Below are 16,963 nucleotides of genomic sequence, written 5' to 3'. Positions count from 1 at the left end.
GGGGTGCCGCAAAACAATCGATTATAAACGCTTGGCGCAATAGACGGCTGCGCGGTCGCGGTCGGGCGATTGCCGAATGATAAAATCCGCGCATGAAAAAACTGGTCATCCTGATTTCCGGGCGGGGTAGCAACATGGAAGCCATCGTGCGCGCCTGCGCGAGCGAGGGCTGGCCGGCGCGGATCGCCGCCGTGATTGCCAACCGTCCTGATGCAGCGGGGCTCGCGTTCGCGGCGTCGCATGGCATCGCCACGGCGGTGGTCGACCACCGCGAGTATCCGGATCGCGACAGCTTCGACGCGGCACTCGCCGAACAGATCGACGCCACCGCGCCGGACCTCGTCGTGCTCGCGGGCTTCATGCGGGTGCTGACCGAGCGCTTCGTCGACCATTACGCCGGGCGCATGCTGAACGTGCATCCGTCGCTGCTGCCGAGCTTTCCGGGCCTGAAGACTCACCAGCAGGCGCTCGACGCCGGCGTGCGGTTCCACGGCGCGTCGGTGCATTTTGTCACATCGAAGCTGGATCACGGGCCGATCGTCCTGCAGTCGGCGGTGCCTGTCGAGGCGGGCGATACCGCACAGACGCTCGCCACACGCGTGCTCGCGACCGAGCACATCATTTATCCACGCGCGGTGCGCTGGTTCGTCGAAGGGCGTCTCGCTCTGGACGGCTCGCGCGTCACGCTTACGCCGTCGGAGCCGCAATGGCTCTTTGCCGGTCACACCGCCGGAGAGGGCGCATGAGATTGCATGGTTTCCTGATTGGACAAACTGAAACGCTGCTGGCCGAAGTGCTGCGGCTGAACGGCCCCGCCGACGCCACCACGAGCCGCTTCTTCCGCGCGCATCCGAAGCTCGGGCACGCCGAGCGCGGCGTGATCGCCGAGGCGGTGTTCGCCGTGCTGCGCCGCCGGATGGAGTTCGCGCATCTGGCCGAAAGCGGCACTGGCAGCCCCGCGCGTCGCATGGCGCTGCTGGGCCTGATGCAGACTGCCGGACGCTCGGCGCTCAAGCCGTTCGTCACCGAGGCCGAGGCAACGTGGCTCGAACATGTGTCGAAGATCGACCCGGAAAGCTTGCCGCTGCGGATTCGCCTGAACCTGCCCGACTGGATCAGCCAGGCGCTCAGCTCGCGCTTCGAGGCCGCCGAGCTCGCGCAGCTGGCCGCCGCGCTGAACTACCCGGCGCCGCTCGATCTGCGCGCGAACCCGATCAAGGCGAGGCGCGACGACGTGCTGGGTGCGCTGTCGAAGGCGGGCATCGAGGCGGGCGCGACGCCGTTCGCACCGCTCGGGGTGCGCGTGGTCGGCAAGCCGGCGCTCACCAAGCTCGACGCGTTCCAGCAGGGCTGGCTCGAAGTGCAGGACGAGGGCAGCCAGCTGCTGTGCTCGCTGGTCGCGCCTCGGCGCGGCGAGATGATCGTCGATTTCTGTGCGGGCGCGGGCGGCAAGACGCTGGCGCTCGGCGCGGCAATGCGCTCGACCGGCCGGCTCTACGCGTTCGATATCTCCGAGCGGCGTCTCGCGAAGCTGAAGCCGCGTCTCGCGCGCAGCGGCCTGTCGAACGTGAACCCGGTGCTGATCGACAGCGAACACGACGCGAAGATCAAGCGTCTGGCTGGCAAGATCGACCGCGTGCTCGTCGATGCACCGTGCAGCGGCCTCGGCACGCTGCGCCGCAATCCGGACCTGAAGTGGCGCCAGTCGCCGGAATCGATCGCCGAACTGGCGCCGAAGCAGGCGTCGATTCTCGCGAGCGCGGCGCGTCTCGTAAAGAAGGGAGGGCGGCTCGTCTATGCTACGTGCTCGATTCTCGAAGCGGAAAACGGGGTGGTCGTGCAGCAGTTCCTCGCCGCTCACCCTGATTTCGTGCTGGTGCCCGTGCGCGACGTCCTTGCCGAGCAGCGCATCGAACTGGAGATGGGCGACTACCTGTCGCTGTGGCCGCACCGCCACGCGACCGACGGCTTTTTCGCCGCCGTGCTCGAGCGCCAGAGCTAGGCAACCGGCTGCAGGCGGGCACGCGCGGAATCGCGGATGAATCCGCGCGTGCCGGCCACTCCGGCGACATCCATGCATACGACCTTACCCCACATGTTCACCGACATCGCGTGCGACTTCGATCATCCCGTGATGCTGTGGCAGGTCGCGATCCTGCTTGCGACGCTGCTCGTCGCGTGGCTGCTCGCCCGGACGCTGCGCCGCCGCATCAAGCGGCCGCAATCGCCGCGCTACGAGAGCCTGCGTTTCGGCATGGAAAGCCTCGACCGGGCGGCTTTTCCGCTGATCGGTGCGGCACTGGTGTGGCTCGCGCGGGCGATCGCCCGCCAGTTCATGGACACCGCGCTGCTCGATCTGGCGCTGGTGCCGCTCGCCGGCATCGGGCTGATCTACATCGTGTTCTTCTTCGCGCGGCGAGTGTTCAACCGCGAAGGTGGCGAGCATCCGTGGCTGTTTTTCGTCGAGAAGATCGTGTCGGTAGTCGTGTGGATCGGCATGGTACTCACGCTGTTGGGCCTTCAGAGCGCCGTGATCGCGTGGATGGACAGCGTGAGCTTTCGCGTCGGTAATGCGCATATGACGCTGCTGTCACTGATCATGGGACTGTTGTGGGTCGGCGTCACGATGATCGTCGCGATGTGGCTCGGCTCGTCGTTCGAAGATCGCCTGATGCGCTCGAAGACGCTCGACGCGAATCTGAAGGTCGTGATCGCGCGCAACTATGTATCGGGCTTCATCATCTTTCTGGACCGCTTGTTGCGGATCGGCGACACGATCAACGTGAGCGGCCTGCAGGGCCGCGTCACGCAGATCCGCACACGCTATACCGTGGTGCGCGGACTCGACCGCATCGAGACGCTGATTCCGAACGAAAAGCTGATCACCCACGTCGTGTAGAACCAGTCGTCGTATCTGACCCGCGGCTATGCGAGGGCGGCCGTGCAGATCGCCCACATATCCGGCGTCGGCTCGGCGATGACGCTGCTCGCCCCGGCCGCCGCCGACGTGCCGCGGGTGCTGCGCGAACCGTCGCCGACGCCATTTCTGGTCGGCTTTGGCCCCGGACGGCATCAATCTCGAGTTGGGTTTCTAGATCGAAGATGCGGCCAGCGGCACGCGCGGCGTGCTCTCGACCGTCAACCGGAATATCTGGCGTCTCTTTTCCGAGCACGGCATCACTATTGCGCTCCCGCAACGCGAGCTGCGCATCGTCGGTCAGGCAAGCGGCGCAACGCCGCACCCGGTGGCGATGACCGATCCGGTTTCCGACACCACGTCCGATCCGGCGCTCAGGCCCGCCGACGGTGCCGCAAACGAAGGCCGTTAAGCCCCGTTTCGCGCCGCGGCGAGGCATGTGCCAGTGCCCAGGCAATCGCTATCGACTTGATGGCGCACAAAAAATCCCTATTTGTTACAAACACTTGGAACCCTTCAAGTAGAATATCGTCCTATCCCGCTGTATGCTTTCACTTTCATGACACACGCGCCGCGTGTGCTTCGTATCTCTCGTTCTGCAGGTAACTTACCTTGTTGAATTCTTTGCTCGATTTCCTTGCCCACGGGCTGCTGCATTTCTCGTGGTGGCAACTCGTCGTGTACACGCTGATCGCGACGCACATCACGATTATCGGTGTGACCGTCTATCTGCATCGCTGCCAGGCGCATCGCGCGCTGGATCTGCACCCGATCGCCAGTCATTTTTTCCGCTTCTGGCTGTGGATGACCACTGGCATGCTGACCGGCCAGTGGGCCGCAATTCACCGCAAGCACCACGCGAAGTGCGAGACCGAAGAGGATCCGCACAGCCCGCAGACGCGCGGCATCTGGAAGGTGCTGCTCGAAGGCGCCGAGCTCTATCGCACCGAAGCGAAAAACGAAGAAACGATGCGCAAGTTCAGTCACGGAACGCCGAACGACTGGATGGAGCGCAACGTCTACACGAAATACCCGATTCTTGGCGTGAGCCTCATGATGGTGATCAACGTCGCGCTGTTCGGCGTCGTCGGCCTGACCATCTGGGCCGTGCAGATGGTGTGGATCCCTTTCTGGGCCGCGGGCGTGGTCAACGGCCTCGCGCACTTCTGGGGCTATCGCAACTTCAATTCGTCGGATGCGAGCACCAACATTTTCCCGTGGGGCATCATCATCGGCGGCGAGGAGCTGCATAACAATCACCACACGTACGCGACGTCGGCGAAGCTGTCGAACAAGTGGTACGAGTTCGACATTGGCTGGATGTACATCCGCATCATGCAGGCGTTTCGTCTGGCCAAGGTGAAGAAGGTCGCGCCGACGCCGCGCCTGACCACCGGCAAGCTCGTGCTCGATCAGGACACGTTGCAGGCCGTACTCGCGAACCGCTACGAAGTGATGGCGCGTTACGCGAAGGCGATCAAGCGCGCATACCGCCAGGAGCTCGCGCATCTGAAGGAAGTCGGCGCGCGCGAAAAGTATCAGGTGATGCGTGGTGCGCGTAGCTGGTTCCACAAGGAAGAGGCGGGCCTGAACGAGCCGCAGAAGCTCCAGCTGCCGCAGATTTTCGCGAACAGCCAGAAGCTGAAGACCTACATCGACATGCGCAACGAACTGGCGGCGATGTGGGAGCGCTCCAACGCGTCGCGCGAGCAATTGCTGGTGCAATTGCAGGACTGGTGCCATCGCGCAGAGCAGAGCGGTATCAAGGCGCTGCAAGACTTCGCGATGCGACTGCGTCGCTATGCCTGAAATCCATTAAAATTTCAGAACGTCACAAAACCCCGCGTTGGCGGGGTTTTGCGTTTTTGGGCCGTGGAAAAGCATCGCGTGTGTAGCGCGAGCGGCAAGCCGCGGCGGCCAGGTGAGGGCAGAGACATGATGGAGCAGCAGGCGATCAAGACCGTCGAATACGATCGGCCTCAGGCGCAGGGCACGGCCTGCGGGATCGGACAGGCGTGGGCGAAGGTGCCCGGGACGCCGTCGGTCGAAGAGAAACGGGCGCTGAAGGCGCGCATTCGCGAGTTACTCAAGCGCGAGAAAGCGGTGCTGGTCGCGCATTATTATGTCGACGCTGAATTGCAGGAGCTCGCCGACGAAACCGGCGGTTGCGTGGCCGATTCGCTGGAAATGGCGCGCTTCGGGCGCGATCACGAAGCGCAGACGTTGGTGGTCGCGGGCGTGCGCTTCATGGGCGAGACCGCAAAAATTCTCAGTCCAGACAAGCGCATTCTGATGCCGGATCTGGATGCGACCTGTTCGCTCGACCTCGGCTGTCCGGTCGACGAGTTCTCGGCGTTCTGCGACACGCACCCGGATCGCACGGTGGTCGTGTACGCGAACACGAGCGCGGCCGTGAAGGCGCGCGCGGACTGGATGGTGACGTCGTCGATCGGGCTGGAGATCGTCGCCGATCTGCATGCGCGCGGCGAGAAGATCATCTGGGCGCCGGACCGTCATCTCGGCAGCTTCATCCAGGGCAAGACCGGCGCGGACATGTTGATGTGGCAGGGCTCGTGCCTCGTGCACGACGAATTCAAGAGCATCGAGCTCGATCTGCTGCGCGCCGACTATCCGCATGCGAAGGTGCTCGTGCATCCGGAGTCGCCGGCCAACGTGGTCGCACAGGCGGACGTGGTCGGCTCGACTACGCAGTTGATCGACGCCGCGCAGAAGATCGATGCGACACATTTCATCGTCGCGACCGACCTCGGCATCCTGCACAAGATGCAACTCGCCGCGCCCGGCAAAACGCTGATTGCCGCGCCGACGGCCGGCAACAGCGCGACCTGCAAGAGCTGCGCGCATTGCCCGTGGATGGCGATGAACGGACTCGCCAATCTGGCCGATGTGCTCGAGCGCGGCCACAACGAAATCTTCGTCGATCGCGGGATCGGCGAGCGTGCGCGTCTGCCGATCGATCGCATGCTCGATTTCGCGGCGCGTCACAAGAAGCGCGTGCAGGCGAGCGGCGATCTCGCGCGCGACGCGCAACTGTATTCGAATGTGGGAGCAGCGTAATGAAGGTGGTGGAGAAGGCGCCTGAGCAGGTAGTGGCGCGCGAAGGGGCCGACGCAGTGTCGCCGCTTTTCGCGGCGATTCACGCGCAATATGGCGTGGCGTTCGACGCGGCGCTCGCGCGCAATGTCGCCGATGCACTCGCCGAAGATATCGGCACCGGGGATCAGACCGGCCGCCTCGTGCCTGCCGATGACGTTCGCGACGCGCGCATCATCGTGCGCGAGGAAGCGGTACTGTGCGGCGTGCCGTGGTTCAACGCGGTGATGCGCGCGGTCGATCCTCGCATCGTAGTTCAGTGGCGTTATCGCGAGGGCGACCGCATGAGCGCCGACACGACGGTCTGCGATCTTCGCGGGCCGGTGCGCGCGCTGCTGACTGCCGAGCGCAACGCGATGAATTTCTTGCAGCTGCTGTCGGGCGTGGCGAGCGCGACGCGCCGCTATGTCGACGCGATTGCTCACACGCGCGCGCGCGTTCTCGATACGCGCAAGACGCTCCCGGGGTTGCGGCTCGCGCAGAAGTACGCGGTGCGCATCGGCGGCGGTGCGAACCAGCGGCTCGCGCTGTATGACGGCATTCTGATCAAGGAAAACCATATCGCCGCGGCCGGCGGCTTGGGCGCGGCGATGGACGCGGCGCTCGCGTTGAATGCGGGCGTGCCGATCCAGATCGAAGTCGAAACGCTCGAACAACTGGGAACCGCGCTCGCGCATGGCGCGCAGTCGATCCTGCTCGACAACTTCTCGTTCGACATGATGCGCGACGCGGTTCGCATCACGGCCGGGCGCGCGGTGCTCGAAGTGTCCGGCGGCGTGAATTTCGAGACCGTGCGCACGATCGCGGAGACGGGCGTGGACCGCGTGTCGATTGGCGCACTGACCAAAGACGTGCGCGCGACCGACTACTCGATGCGGATCGTTTGAGCGCCGCGCGTTTTAGCGCGACAGTCGACGCTCGTGACGACTTAACAAGGCCATTGCCGGAGCTTACCGGCAATGGCCTTGTCGTTTGCGGCGTCGTTTCAGCGTGTATTTCGGCCCAAGGCTGTCAGGTATTCCGCCTGCGTACATACTTCGGCGTGAGCACCGTCGGTAGCGCCTTGGGTAATGTGGACGGCCAGTCGCGGCTGAAATGCAGGCCGCGGCTCTCGCGCCGCGAGCGCGCGCTGTCCACGATCAGCGACGCCACATCGACCAGATTGCGCAGCTCCAGCAGATCGCGGCTCACCTTGAAGTTCGCGTAGTACTCGTGGATCTCGTCGCGCAGCAGCGCGAGCCGATGCTTCGCGCGCTCGAGCCGCTTGTCGGTGCGCACGATACCGACGTAGTTCCACATCAGGCGGCGGAGTTCGTCCCAGTTGTGCGCGACCACGACCTCCTCGTCCGGATCGGACACGCGGCTTTCGTCCCAAGCCGGCAGCGGCGCGTGAACGGCGGCGGCGAAGCCTTCCGCTTCGATCGCCTGGGCGGCGGAGCGGCCGATCACGAGGCATTCGAGCAGCGAATTGCTGGCAAGTCGGTTCGCGCCGTGCAAGCCGGTGCAGGACGTTTCGCCGACCGCGTAGAGACCGGCGAGATCGGTGCGGCCCGCCAGATCGGTGACGACGCCGCCGCACGTGTAATGCGCGGCCGGTACCACTGGAATCGGCTCTTTCGTGATGTCGATGCCGAACTCGAGGCAGCGTGCCAGGATCGTCGGGAAATGCTCGAGCAGGAACGCGGCCGGCTGGTGGCTGATGTCGAGGTACACGCAATCGATGCCGCGTTTCTTGATCTCGAAGTCGATCGCCCGCGCGACGATGTCGCGCGGCGCGAGCTCCGCGCGCTCGTCGTGATTGGGCATGAAGCGCGTGCCATCCGGCAGTTTCAGAATGCCGCCTTCGCCGCGCACTGCTTCCGAAATCAGGAACGACTTCGCATACGGGTGAAACAGGCACGTCGGGTGGAACTGGATGAATTCCATGTTCGACACGCGGCAGCCGGCGCGCCATGCCATCGCGATGCCGTCGCCGGTCGCGGTGTCGGGGTTGGTCGTGTACAGGTAGACCTTGCCGGCGCCGCCGGTCGCGAGCACCGTATGCGGCGCTTCGATCGTAACGGTGCGGCCGCTTTGCAGATCGAGCGCATACAGGCCATGGCAGCGGCGGCCGGGCAGGCTGAGGCGTTCGGACGTGATCAGGTCGATTGCGTGATGGTTTTCGAACAGCGTGATGTTCGGATGCTGGCGCACCTGCTCGCTGAGCGTGGCGACGACCGCATGGCCGGTCGCGTCGGCCGCGTGAATGATCCGGCGATGGCTATGGCCGCCTTCGCGCGTCAAATGAAAGCCCAGTTCGGCGGCCTCGTCTTTCGTGAACGGCACGCCCTGTCCGATCAGCCATTCGATCGCGGCGCGCCCATGCTCGACGATAAAGCGTGTCGCCGCCTCGTCGCACAGGCCGCCGCCTGCGGTCAGCGTATCGCGCACGTGATTCTCGACGCTGTCCGCCGAATCGAGCACCGCGGCGATGCCGCCTTGCGCCCAGTCGCTCGCGCCTTCGGTCAGCGATCGCTTGGCGATCACAGCAACTCGCCGTGTCTGCGCGAGATTGAGCGCGACGCTCAACCCGGCCAGACCGCTACCGACAATCGCCACATCGAATTCCATTGCCCACATCTCCGTCTTTCGTTTTGCGATGACGGCGCGCGAACCGCACGCCGCGAAAACGACAAAGGATACGCGCCGCAACGCCCTGGCGAAAGCTGGCCAAACGGAATAGGGCGATTCGCGCGCGCATTGCGGAGCTATCGCGAGGTCCGCGCAAAAACAAAAAAGCCTCGCACGGATGCGAGGCTTTTCATGTTTTTGCCTTCGTCAGGCTGGAGAGCCAAGATTACTTGATCTTGGTTTCCTTGTAGTCAACGTGCTTGCGGATGACCGGATCAAATTTCTTGATCAACATCTTTTCCGGCATGTTGCGTTTGTTCTTCGTGGTCGTGTAGAAGTGACCCGTGCCTGCGGTCGATTCCAGCTTGATCTTGTCGCGTGCGCCTTTCGCCATGATTTACTCCTTAGGCTTCACCGCGTGCGCGCAGGTCTGCGAGCACAGCGTCGATACCGTTCTTGTCGATCAGGCGCAGGCCGGCGTTCGAAACGCGCAGGCGCACCCAACGGTTTTCGCTTTCCACCCAGATACGGCGGTTTTGCAGGTTCGGCAGGAACCGGCGCTTGGTCTTGTTGTTCGCGTGGGAAACGTTGTTGCCGCTCATCGGCGCTTTCCCAGTTACTTGGCATACGCGTGCCATGAGAGCACTCCTAATACGCTAATTCTGAGTTCGAACGCCGTGAAAGTTTCCCGAAAAGAGCCGCGCTGAAAGTGTGCGAAGTTGCGCCGAATTTGCATCGAGACACTTCGCTACCACAGCTGCCTGACCTTTGCGGAACGCCTTGATGGCTTCGGAACAGGGGGTTGGAAATAGGCAAACCGGAATTCTAGCAGAAAAAAAGCCGCAAAATCAAACCTTATTTGCGGTGCGGGACACGGCGCCGTACGGCGGCCCTTCCGCTGCCCGCGCTCGGGCGGGCTTGCGCGCGAGCCCCGGCCAGCCGGCGCGGGCGAACGAGTATACGCTGTCCGCTCCGATCACCAGATGATCGATCAACTGCACATCGACGAGCGCGAGCGCGTCGCGCAGCGTCTGCGTGAGGCGGCAGTCGCTGGCACTCGGCTCGACGGCGCCGGACGGATGATTATGCGCGACGATCAGGCTGGCCGCGTTCGCGGCGAGCGCCCGCCGCACGATCTCGCGCGGATATACGGCCATGCGCGTGAGCGAGCCGCGCGCGCTTTCCTCGCAGCGGATCAGCCGATGCCGGGCGTCGAGAAACAGCGACACGAACACCTCCTGCCGCTGTCCGCCGATCAGAAGGCGCAGATAACTTTCGACCGCTTCGGGCGAATTCATTAGCGAGCGCTTGCGCATCTTGTCGACGAGCGAGCGACGCGCCATTTCCATGATCGCGAGTAATTGCGCTTTTTTGGCGGGGCCGATGCCGCGAATGCCGTCGAAGTCCGCATAAGTCGCGTCGAGCATCGCGCGCAGGGAGCCGAAGCGAGCCAGCAGCGCCCGCGCGACACTGAACACGTCGTGACCGGGCAGGCCGGAGCCGAGCACGAGCGCGATCATTTCGGTGTCCGACAGCACGTCGGGGCCCTGCTCGATCAGTCGCTCGCGCGGCATGTCGCGCCGGAGCCATTTACCCCGAAACAGTTGCCGCCGGCAGCGGGCGGTGGAGTCGGCGGCTTCTGACGGGGCCTCGGCCGACCGATTCGCGGCGGCTTTCACGCCGCCTCCGGCGCGTGCCGGCGCCTTCGGTCGCAGCGTTGCCGCAGGTGTTTCGTCGATTGTGCTGGCGAAATCAGCCATATATATAGAGTCCTCCGCGTAAGGTTGACGGCGCGCGCGGTGCAACGCGCCGCCGGGCCGTGCCGACCTCGCGCGCGACGGACTCACGCCGGCGCCCGCTAGGTGGCTTACAATAAACGCTTTGCGCACGGCATGCCGACGGTTTGCCACACGCGTCGACTGCCCCGCGGCGCACGCGTGCAGCGCGCTTCGACTGAGCGAGCATTGCATGAGCATCATCGATATTTCCGAGGTGAAACCCGGTTCACACGTCACGCTGCATTACCGGCTTTCCCTTGCCGATGGCGCCGAAGTGATCAACACGTTCAATGACAAGCCGGCCACGCTGCTGCTCGGCGCCGGTCAACTGGCGCCGCCGCTGGAAGATATTTTGCTAGGTTTGAAGGTGGGCCACCATTCGACCTTTCAGCTAGCGCTGGGGCAGGCGTTCGGCCCGCGCAATCCGGATCTGATCCAGCGCGTGTCCCTCGCCACGCTGCGGGAGAACAGCATGATCGGCGAGGATTTTTCCCCGGGTGACCTGGTAGAATTCAACGCGCCGGGCGGCGGGCGCTATGCCGGCGTACTGAAGGAAGTCGGCGAAACGTCGGCCCTGTTCGATTTCAATCACCCGCTTGCCGGCCAGGCGCTGGCGTTTGAAGTGAAAATCATCGGGATTCTGTAAACATGAGCATCACGGATACGACTCTTGCCGAAGCGGAGATCCTGCTGGCCCAGCCACGCGGGTTCTGCGCAGGCGTCGACCGGGCGATCGAGATCGTCGAGCGGGCCATCAAGCTGTATGGCTCGCCGATCTACGTGCGTCACGAAATCGTCCATAACGCCTATGTGGTCGAAGACCTGCGCAAGAAGGGAGCGATCTTCATCGAGAACCTGGACGAAGTGCCGGCGGGCAACACGGTGATCTTCAGCGCGCATGGCGTGTCGAAGGCCGTGCGCTCGGAGGCGGAGTCGCGCGGGCTGCGCGTGTACGACGCCACCTGTCCGCTCGTGACCAAGGTGCATATCGAAGTCGCGAAGATGCGCCAGGACGGTTTCGACATCGTGATGATCGGCCACAAGGGCCACCCAGAAGTCGAAGGCACAATGGGCCAGGCGGCCGAGGGCATGCATCTGGTCGAGGACATCGAGGATGTGCAGGCGTTGCAGCTCGCCGATCCGGAACGGATCGCCTTCGTCACGCAAACCACGCTGTCGGTCGACGACGCCGCAGAAATCATCGGCGCGCTGAAGGCCAAGTACCCGTCCATCCGTGAGCCGAAGAAGCAGGACATCTGCTACGCCACGCAGAATCGCCAGGACGCAGTGAAGTTCATGGCGCCGCAGTGCGACGTGGTGATCGTCGTCGGCAGTCCGAACAGCTCGAATTCGAACCGCTTGCGCGAGCTCGCCGAAAAGCTCGGCGTGCCAGCCTATATGGTCGATTCGCCCGATCAGATCGATCCGGTTTGGGTCGAGGGCAAGCGCCGCATTGGCGTGACCGCCGGTGCGTCGGCGCCGGAGGTGCTGGCGCAGGCGGTGATCGCGCGTCTGCGTGAACTGGGTGTGCGCAACGTGCGCGCGCTAGAGGGCATCGAGGAAAACATCGCGTTCCCGCTGCCGCGCGGGCTCGGTTTGCCAGCCTGACAATCCGTTAGCCCCGCTGAAAGGAAAGCGCGCCCGAGGGCGCGCTTTTTTTATGGCGCGAGTCTGTTGATCCGCTGAGTATATTAGGTGCCAGATCGAATGAATTCGAACATTTCCGTGCTGTCGCGCACAAACCATTTTCAAAAGTGGTCGGGGTTTTTATTGATTTTCCATCGATACGTCCCCGTTTTAACTTGTCAAGAGAGTTAAGACGAATTAATCGTGCACTGAATTAGTGCATCTTGACGCGCGCGCGATAAAGGGAGCATACGCGGCGCAGGCCCCGTCTATCCGACATGCAGGCCGACAGGCCGCAACACTTGATGCCATCGGGCCCGGCGACGGTGCAACTGATGCACGAAAACAGATCGCAACCGGGTTGCGCTTTTTAGCGGATCTTGCTTTCAACAGCAGGTTGCAATGCAGGAAAACCCCACCGGTTCAACAATATTGCCACCCGCATAATTGGAGTTACAATGCGCGCGTTCTCAAGGCCTTGAGGTCCTGGACAGTGGATTTTGCAAGGCGCAGGAGACCTTACTTGATGCGAGTCAAATTTGCTTACGCCGTGTCGATCGCGGCCACGGTTGCGATGCTGACCGCGTGCGGCAAGAAACAGGATGGCGAAGCAGGAACGGGCGCATCGGCGGCCTCGGCCGCGGCGGTTGCCGCCGCGAGCGAAGCGACTATCGTGAAGATCGGTCACGCGGCTCCGTTGACGGGCGGCATCGCGCACCTGGGCAAGGACAACGAAAATGGGGCGCGCCTCGCGGTCGAAGAAATCAATGCGCAGGGTTTGACGATCGACGGTCGCAAGATCCAGCTGCAACTCGACGCGCAGGACGATGCGGCGGACCCGAAAACCGGCACCGCCGTCGCGCAGAAGCTGGTCGACGATCATGTGGTCGCGGTGATCGGACACCTGAACTCCGGGGTCTCGATTCCGGCGTCGAAGATCTATAGCGACGCGAGCATCGTCGAGATCTCGCCGTCGTCGACGAATCCGGCCTATACGCAGCAAGGGTTCAGGACGACCTATCGGGTGGTCGCGACCGACGCGCAGCAGGGTCCGGCACTCGCCAATTACGCGACGAAGGCGCTGGGCGCCAAACGCATCGCGGTCGTGGACGATGCGACCGCCTACGGCAAAGGTCTCGCGGACGAGTTCGCGAAGACCGCCGAGGCGAGCGGCGCGAAGATCGTCGCGCGGGAGGCGACGAGCGACAAGGCCACGGATTTCCGGGCCATTCTCACGAAGATCAAGAGTGTTCAGCCGGACGCCATCATGTTCGGCGGCATGGACGCGACGGGCGGGCCGTTTACGAAGCAGGCGGCGGCGCTCGGTATCAGGGCAAAAATCCTTGGCGGCGACGGTGTGTGTACCGACAAGGTAGGTGAGCTGGCGGGTACCGCCGTGCAAAACCTGGTCTGTTCGGAAGCAGGACTCGCGCTTTCGAAAATGACCAATGGAGCGGACTTCGAAAAGAAGTACGAAGACCGCTTCCACACACCGGTGCAGATTTACGCGCCGTTCACGTATGACGCTGTGTACGTGATCGTCGATGCAATGAAGCGCGCTAATTCTATCGAGGCGCCCAAGGTGCTGGCTGCGATGCCTTCGACCGATTACAACGGGGTAATCGGCCACATCGCGTTCGACGACAAGGGTGATTTGAAAGAGGGCGCCATTACGCTTTACGACTTCAAGGACGGCAAGAAAGCAGTGCTCGACGTCGTAAAGATGTGATGACGGGAAGTTCGGCCTGACGGCACCGACACCATCCAACGGTGCCGTTTTTGCATCCGCCCAAGGGGGGCTCGCGACCGCATCACGGTCGTCAGGGCAAGCCGGCAGCGGATAACCCTTACCGGTCTTTTACATCAGTACCCGCAGTGCCGTTGAGATTCGTAGCGCATCACCGCCCACCGGCAGATGAAAAACGCGAATCCAGTCGCACGGGCTAAGGAGCATTAAATGGATATCTTCATCCAGCAGATCCTGAATGGACTGGTGCTTGGCAGTGTCTACGCCATCATCGCACTGGGCTATACGATGGTTTACGGCATTCTGGGCATCATCAACTTCGCTCATGGCGACGTGTTGATGGTGGGCGCGATGGTTGCGCTCTCCGCCATAGGTGTGCTGCAGAACCACTTCCCCGGCCTCGGCAATGTGCTGACGCTCGTGATCGCGTTGATCATCGCAGCGGCGGTCTGCGCGGTGGTCGGCTACACGATCGAGCGCGTGGCCTACCGGCCGTTGCGGCGCGCGCCGCGTCTCGCACCGCTGATCACCGCGATCGGGGTATCGATCCTGCTGCAGACGCTCGCGATGATGATCTGGTCGCGCAATCCGCTGCCGTTCCCACAGCTGTTGCCCACCGACCCGATCAACGTGATCAAGGCCACCGACACGACGCCCGGCGCCGTGATCTCGATGACTGAAATCGTGATCATCGTGGCGGCGTTCCTCGTGATGGGCGGCCTCCTGCTGCTCGTGCACAAGACCAGGCTCGGCCGTGCGATGCGCGCAATCGCAGAGAACCCGAACGTCGCGAGTCTGATGGGCGTGAACCCGAATTTCGTGATTTCGGCGACCTTCATGATCGGCTCGGCGCTGGCTGCGCTCGCCGGCGTGATGATCGCGTCCGAATACGGCAACGCGCATTTCTACATGGGCTTCATCCCTGGCCTGAAGGCCTTTACCGCGGCGGTGCTCGGCGGTATCGGCAATCTCGGCGGCGCGATGGTCGGCGGCGTGCTCCTCGGCCTGATCGAGCAGTTGGGTGCCGGCTATATCGGCAACCTCACAGGCGGCGTGTTCGGCAGTAACTACCAGGACGTATTCGCGTTCATCGTGCTGATCGTCGTGCTGGTGTTCCGTCCGTCGGGCCTGCTCGGCGAACGTGTCGCGGATCGCGCCTGATCCCGGGCCACAAGGAGTCAACAATCATGACCTCAATTCAACCGATCGAGCCGTCCACGACGCTCATCCCCGAAAAGAACCGCACGAAGACGCTGACCATCGGTATTCTCACGGCGATCTTCGTGATCGCGGCGCCGATGGTCATCGGCGCCGCGGGCGGCAACTACTGGGTCCGCGTGCTCGACTTCGCGATGCTGTACGTGATGCTCGCGCTGGGCCTGAACGTGGTGGTCGGCTTTGCCGGCCTGCTGGACCTGGGCTACATCGCGTTCTACGCGATCGGCGCCTACACGGCCGCGCTGCTGAGCTCACCGCACCTCGCGACGCAATTCGAGTGGATCGCGCATCTCGCGCCGAACGGCATCCACGTGCCGATCTGGATCATCGCGCCGATCGCGATGGCGCTCGCCGCGATGTTCGGGATTCTGCTCGGTGCGCCGACACTGCGTCTGCGTGGCGACTACCTCGCGATCGTGACCCTCGGCTTCGGGGAAATCGTGCGGATCTTCATGAACAACCTCGACCGTCCGGTGAACATCACCAACGGCCCGAAGGGCATCACCGGCATCGACCCGGTGCAGGTCGGCGGCTTCAGCCTCGCGCAGACGCACTCGCTGTTCGGCATGCAGTTTCCGTCGGTGTACCTGTACTACTACCTGTTCGTGCTGTGCGCGCTGTTCGTGATCTGGACCTGTACGCGTCTGCAGCATTCGCGTATCGGCCGCGCGTGGGCCGCGATCCGCGAAGACGAAATCGCCGCCAAGGCGATGGGCATCAACACCCGTAACGTGAAGCTGCTTGCGTTCGCGATGGGCGCGTCGTTCGGCGGCCTGTCGGGCGCGATGTTCGGCTCGTTCCAGGGCTTCGTGTCGCCGGAATCGTTCACGTTCTGGGAATCGGTCGTGGTGCTCGCCTGCGTGGTGCTCGGCGGCATGGGCCACATTCCGGGCGTGATCCTTGGCGCGGTGCTGCTCGCGGTGTTCCCCGAGTTCCTGCGCTCGACGATGGGTCCGCTGCAGAACATGATCTTCGGCCATGAAATCGTCGATACCGAAGTGATCCGTCAGCTGCTGTACGGTCTGGCGATGGTCGTGATCATGCTGTACCGCTCGGAAGGCCTGTGGCCCGCGCCGAAGCACGAGGACAGGATTGCGAAGCTGGCGAAGCGTGGCGGCAAGAAGCCGGTGCGCGCATAAGGTCCGGTGGAGAAAAAGACATGAGCGATAACGTAAGCAACAACGCAGCGATCCGTCTGTCGGTGAAGGGCGTCAACAAGCGCTTCGGCGGCCTGCAAGCGCTTTCCGAGGTCGGACTGCAGATCCGCGCAGGCGAGATCTACGGTCTGATCGGCCCGAACGGCGCCGGCAAGACAACCTTCTTCAACGTGATCACGGGTCTGTATACGCCCGATTCGGGCGAGTTCAAACTCGATGGCGAAAACTACACGCCGACCGCGGTCTATCAGGTCGCGAAGGCGGGCATCGCGCGCACGTTCCAGAACATCCGTCTGTTCGGCGGCATGACCGCGCTGGAAAACGTGATGGTCGGCCGTCACGTGCGCACCAAACACGGTCTGCTCGGCGCGGTGTTCCAGACCCCGGCCGAGCGTCAGGAAGAGCGCGAGATCAAGGAACGCGCGCTCGAACTGCTCGACTACGTCGGCATCACGCAGTACGCGGACTACACGTCGCGCAACCTTTCGTATGGCCACCAGCGTCGGCTGGAAATCGCCCGTGCATTGGCGACCGATCCGAAGCTGCTCGCGCTCGACGAACCGGCGGCCGGCATGAACGCCACCGAGAAGGTCGAGCTGACCAAGCTGCTCGACAAGATCCGCGCGGACGGCAAGACGATTCTGCTGATCGAACACGACGTGAAGCTCGTGATGGGCCTGTGCAACCAGATGACGGTGCTCGACTACGGCAAGGTGATTGCTCAGGGTCTGCCGCAGGACGTGCAGAAGGATGCGAAGGTGATCGAAGCTTATCTGGGTGCGGGGGTCCACTGATG

15 protein-coding genes and 1 pseudogene are annotated in these 16,963 nt (G+C 63.3%); 12 read left to right on the top strand and 4 right to left on the bottom strand.

Annotation, left to right across the window (positions count from 1 at the left end; translation table 11 throughout):
* Nucleotides 1-92: 92 nt before the first annotated feature.
* The 6 genes and pseudogenes from purN to nadC all read left to right on the top strand — a co-directional run bounded on the left by purN (nucleotide 93) and on the right by nadC (nucleotide 6,918).
* A complete protein-coding gene (gene purN, locus HDG39_RS13315) occupies nucleotides 93-746 on the top strand; it encodes a phosphoribosylglycinamide formyltransferase (protein ID WP_184006371.1) in 654 nt (217 codons plus the stop codon).
* Nucleotides 743-2,002 (top strand): RsmB/NOP family class I SAM-dependent RNA methyltransferase, encoded by a 1,260-nt coding sequence (locus tag HDG39_RS13310; protein ID WP_184006370.1) that lies wholly within the window; start codon nucleotides 743-745, stop codon nucleotides 2,000-2,002. Before purN ends, HDG39_RS13310 begins: the two co-directional genes overlap by 4 nt.
* 93 nt (nucleotides 2,003-2,095) lie before the next feature.
* Nucleotides 2,096-3,329 (top strand): annotated as a pseudogene (locus HDG39_RS13305) (mechanosensitive ion channel family protein).
* A gap of 200 nt (nucleotides 3,330-3,529) precedes the next feature.
* A complete protein-coding gene (locus tag HDG39_RS13300) occupies nucleotides 3,530-4,726 on the top strand; it encodes a DesA family fatty acid desaturase (RefSeq protein WP_026225997.1) in 1,197 nt (398 codons plus the stop codon).
* Between the two features lie 129 nt (nucleotides 4,727-4,855).
* The gene (gene nadA / locus HDG39_RS13295) at nucleotides 4,856-5,995 is read left to right on the top strand and encodes a quinolinate synthase NadA (RefSeq protein ID WP_184006613.1); all 1,140 of its coding nucleotides are present in this window, start codon (nucleotides 4,856-4,858) and stop codon (nucleotides 5,993-5,995) included.
* Nucleotides 5,995-6,918 (top strand): carboxylating nicotinate-nucleotide diphosphorylase, encoded by a 924-nt coding sequence (gene nadC / locus HDG39_RS13290; RefSeq protein ID WP_184006369.1) that lies wholly within the window; start codon nucleotides 5,995-5,997, stop codon nucleotides 6,916-6,918. Before nadA ends, nadC begins: the two co-directional genes overlap by 1 nt.
* Nucleotides 6,919-7,042: 124 nt before the next feature.
* Here nadC and nadB read toward each other — a convergent pair whose 3' ends face one another.
* From nadB to radC, 4 genes are all read right to left on the bottom strand, one after another.
* Nucleotides 7,043-8,641, bottom strand: coding sequence for an L-aspartate oxidase (gene nadB, locus HDG39_RS13285; RefSeq protein ID WP_184006368.1), 1,599 nt, complete (start codon nucleotides 8,639-8,641; stop codon nucleotides 7,043-7,045).
* A 226-nt stretch (nucleotides 8,642-8,867) separates the two neighbouring features.
* On the bottom strand, nucleotides 8,868-9,035 hold the full coding sequence (gene rpmG, locus HDG39_RS13280) for a 50S ribosomal protein L33 (protein ID WP_008919555.1): 168 nt from the start codon (nucleotides 9,033-9,035) through the stop codon (nucleotides 8,868-8,870).
* Nucleotides 9,036-9,045: 10 nt separating this feature from the next.
* On the bottom strand, nucleotides 9,046-9,279 hold the full coding sequence (gene rpmB / locus HDG39_RS13275; RefSeq protein ID WP_007180631.1) for a 50S ribosomal protein L28: 234 nt from the start codon (nucleotides 9,277-9,279) through the stop codon (nucleotides 9,046-9,048).
* Nucleotides 9,280-9,489: 210 nt separating this feature from the next.
* A complete protein-coding gene (gene radC, locus HDG39_RS13270; RefSeq protein ID WP_184006367.1) occupies nucleotides 9,490-10,401 on the bottom strand; it encodes a RadC family protein in 912 nt (303 codons plus the stop codon).
* A 208-nt stretch (nucleotides 10,402-10,609) separates the two neighbouring features.
* On the opposite strand from radC, the gene HDG39_RS13265 reads away from it, so the two are divergent.
* From HDG39_RS13265 to HDG39_RS13240, 6 genes are all read left to right on the top strand, one after another.
* Nucleotides 10,610-11,065, top strand: a complete 456-nt coding sequence (locus HDG39_RS13265) for an FKBP-type peptidyl-prolyl cis-trans isomerase (protein WP_184006366.1) — start codon at nucleotides 10,610-10,612, stop codon at nucleotides 11,063-11,065.
* 2 nt (nucleotides 11,066-11,067) lie between these two features.
* On the top strand, nucleotides 11,068-12,027 hold the full coding sequence (gene ispH, locus HDG39_RS13260) for a 4-hydroxy-3-methylbut-2-enyl diphosphate reductase (protein ID WP_184006365.1): 960 nt from the start codon (nucleotides 11,068-11,070) through the stop codon (nucleotides 12,025-12,027).
* A 544-nt stretch (nucleotides 12,028-12,571) separates the two neighbouring features.
* On the top strand, nucleotides 12,572-13,774 hold the full coding sequence (locus HDG39_RS13255) for a branched-chain amino acid ABC transporter substrate-binding protein (RefSeq protein ID WP_184006612.1): 1,203 nt from the start codon (nucleotides 12,572-12,574) through the stop codon (nucleotides 13,772-13,774).
* A gap of 228 nt (nucleotides 13,775-14,002) precedes the next feature.
* On the top strand, nucleotides 14,003-14,953 hold the full coding sequence (locus HDG39_RS13250) for a branched-chain amino acid ABC transporter permease (protein ID WP_184006364.1): 951 nt from the start codon (nucleotides 14,003-14,005) through the stop codon (nucleotides 14,951-14,953).
* A 26-nt stretch (nucleotides 14,954-14,979) separates the two neighbouring features.
* Nucleotides 14,980-16,149 carry an ABC transporter permease subunit gene (locus HDG39_RS13245; RefSeq protein WP_018421575.1) on the top strand — a complete coding sequence of 390 codons (1,170 nt, stop codon included), beginning with the start codon at nucleotides 14,980-14,982 and terminating at the stop codon, nucleotides 16,147-16,149.
* 20 nt (nucleotides 16,150-16,169) lie between these two features.
* The gene (locus HDG39_RS13240) at nucleotides 16,170-16,961 is read left to right on the top strand and encodes an ABC transporter ATP-binding protein (protein WP_027198609.1); all 792 of its coding nucleotides are present in this window, start codon (nucleotides 16,170-16,172) and stop codon (nucleotides 16,959-16,961) included.
* Nucleotides 16,962-16,963: the final 2 nt, after the last annotated feature.

Source organism: Paraburkholderia lebeckiae (genome assembly GCF_014201005.1).
Taxonomy (GTDB): domain Bacteria; phylum Pseudomonadota; class Gammaproteobacteria; order Burkholderiales; family Burkholderiaceae; genus Paraburkholderia; species Paraburkholderia tuberum.
The sequence above is the reverse complement of the archived record's forward strand: the minus strand, read 5'-3'. Positions and strand labels throughout refer to the sequence as shown.

Bases quoted from the DNA above. Each gene is read 5' to 3' on its own strand.
- HDG39_RS13245 (WP_018421575.1), top strand. From the start codon at position 14,980: ATGACCTCAATTCAACCGATCGAGCCGTCCACGACGCTCATCCCCGAA.
- HDG39_RS13310 (WP_184006370.1), top strand. From the start codon at position 743: ATGAGATTGCATGGTTTCCTGATTGGACAAACTGAAACGCTGCTGGCC.
- rpmB (WP_007180631.1), bottom strand. From the start codon at position 9,279: ATGGCACGCGTATGCCAAGTAACTGGGAAAGCGCCGATGAGCGGCAAC.
- HDG39_RS13250 (WP_184006364.1), top strand. From the start codon at position 14,003: ATGGATATCTTCATCCAGCAGATCCTGAATGGACTGGTGCTTGGCAGT.
- HDG39_RS13265 (WP_184006366.1), top strand. From the start codon at position 10,610: ATGAGCATCATCGATATTTCCGAGGTGAAACCCGGTTCACACGTCACG.
- HDG39_RS13240 (WP_027198609.1), top strand. From the start codon at position 16,170: ATGAGCGATAACGTAAGCAACAACGCAGCGATCCGTCTGTCGGTGAAG.
- radC (WP_184006367.1), bottom strand. From the start codon at position 10,401: ATGGCTGATTTCGCCAGCACAATCGACGAAACACCTGCGGCAACGCTG.
- rpmG (WP_008919555.1), bottom strand. From the start codon at position 9,035: ATGGCGAAAGGCGCACGCGACAAGATCAAGCTGGAATCGACCGCAGGC.
- ispH (WP_184006365.1), top strand. From the start codon at position 11,068: ATGAGCATCACGGATACGACTCTTGCCGAAGCGGAGATCCTGCTGGCC.
- HDG39_RS13255 (WP_184006612.1), top strand. From the start codon at position 12,572: ATGCGAGTCAAATTTGCTTACGCCGTGTCGATCGCGGCCACGGTTGCG.
- purN (WP_184006371.1), top strand. From the start codon at position 93: ATGAAAAAACTGGTCATCCTGATTTCCGGGCGGGGTAGCAACATGGAA.
- nadB (WP_184006368.1), bottom strand. From the start codon at position 8,641: ATGGAATTCGATGTGGCGATTGTCGGTAGCGGTCTGGCCGGGTTGAGC.
- nadA (WP_184006613.1), top strand. From the start codon at position 4,856: ATGGAGCAGCAGGCGATCAAGACCGTCGAATACGATCGGCCTCAGGCG.
- nadC (WP_184006369.1), top strand. From the start codon at position 5,995: ATGAAGGTGGTGGAGAAGGCGCCTGAGCAGGTAGTGGCGCGCGAAGGG.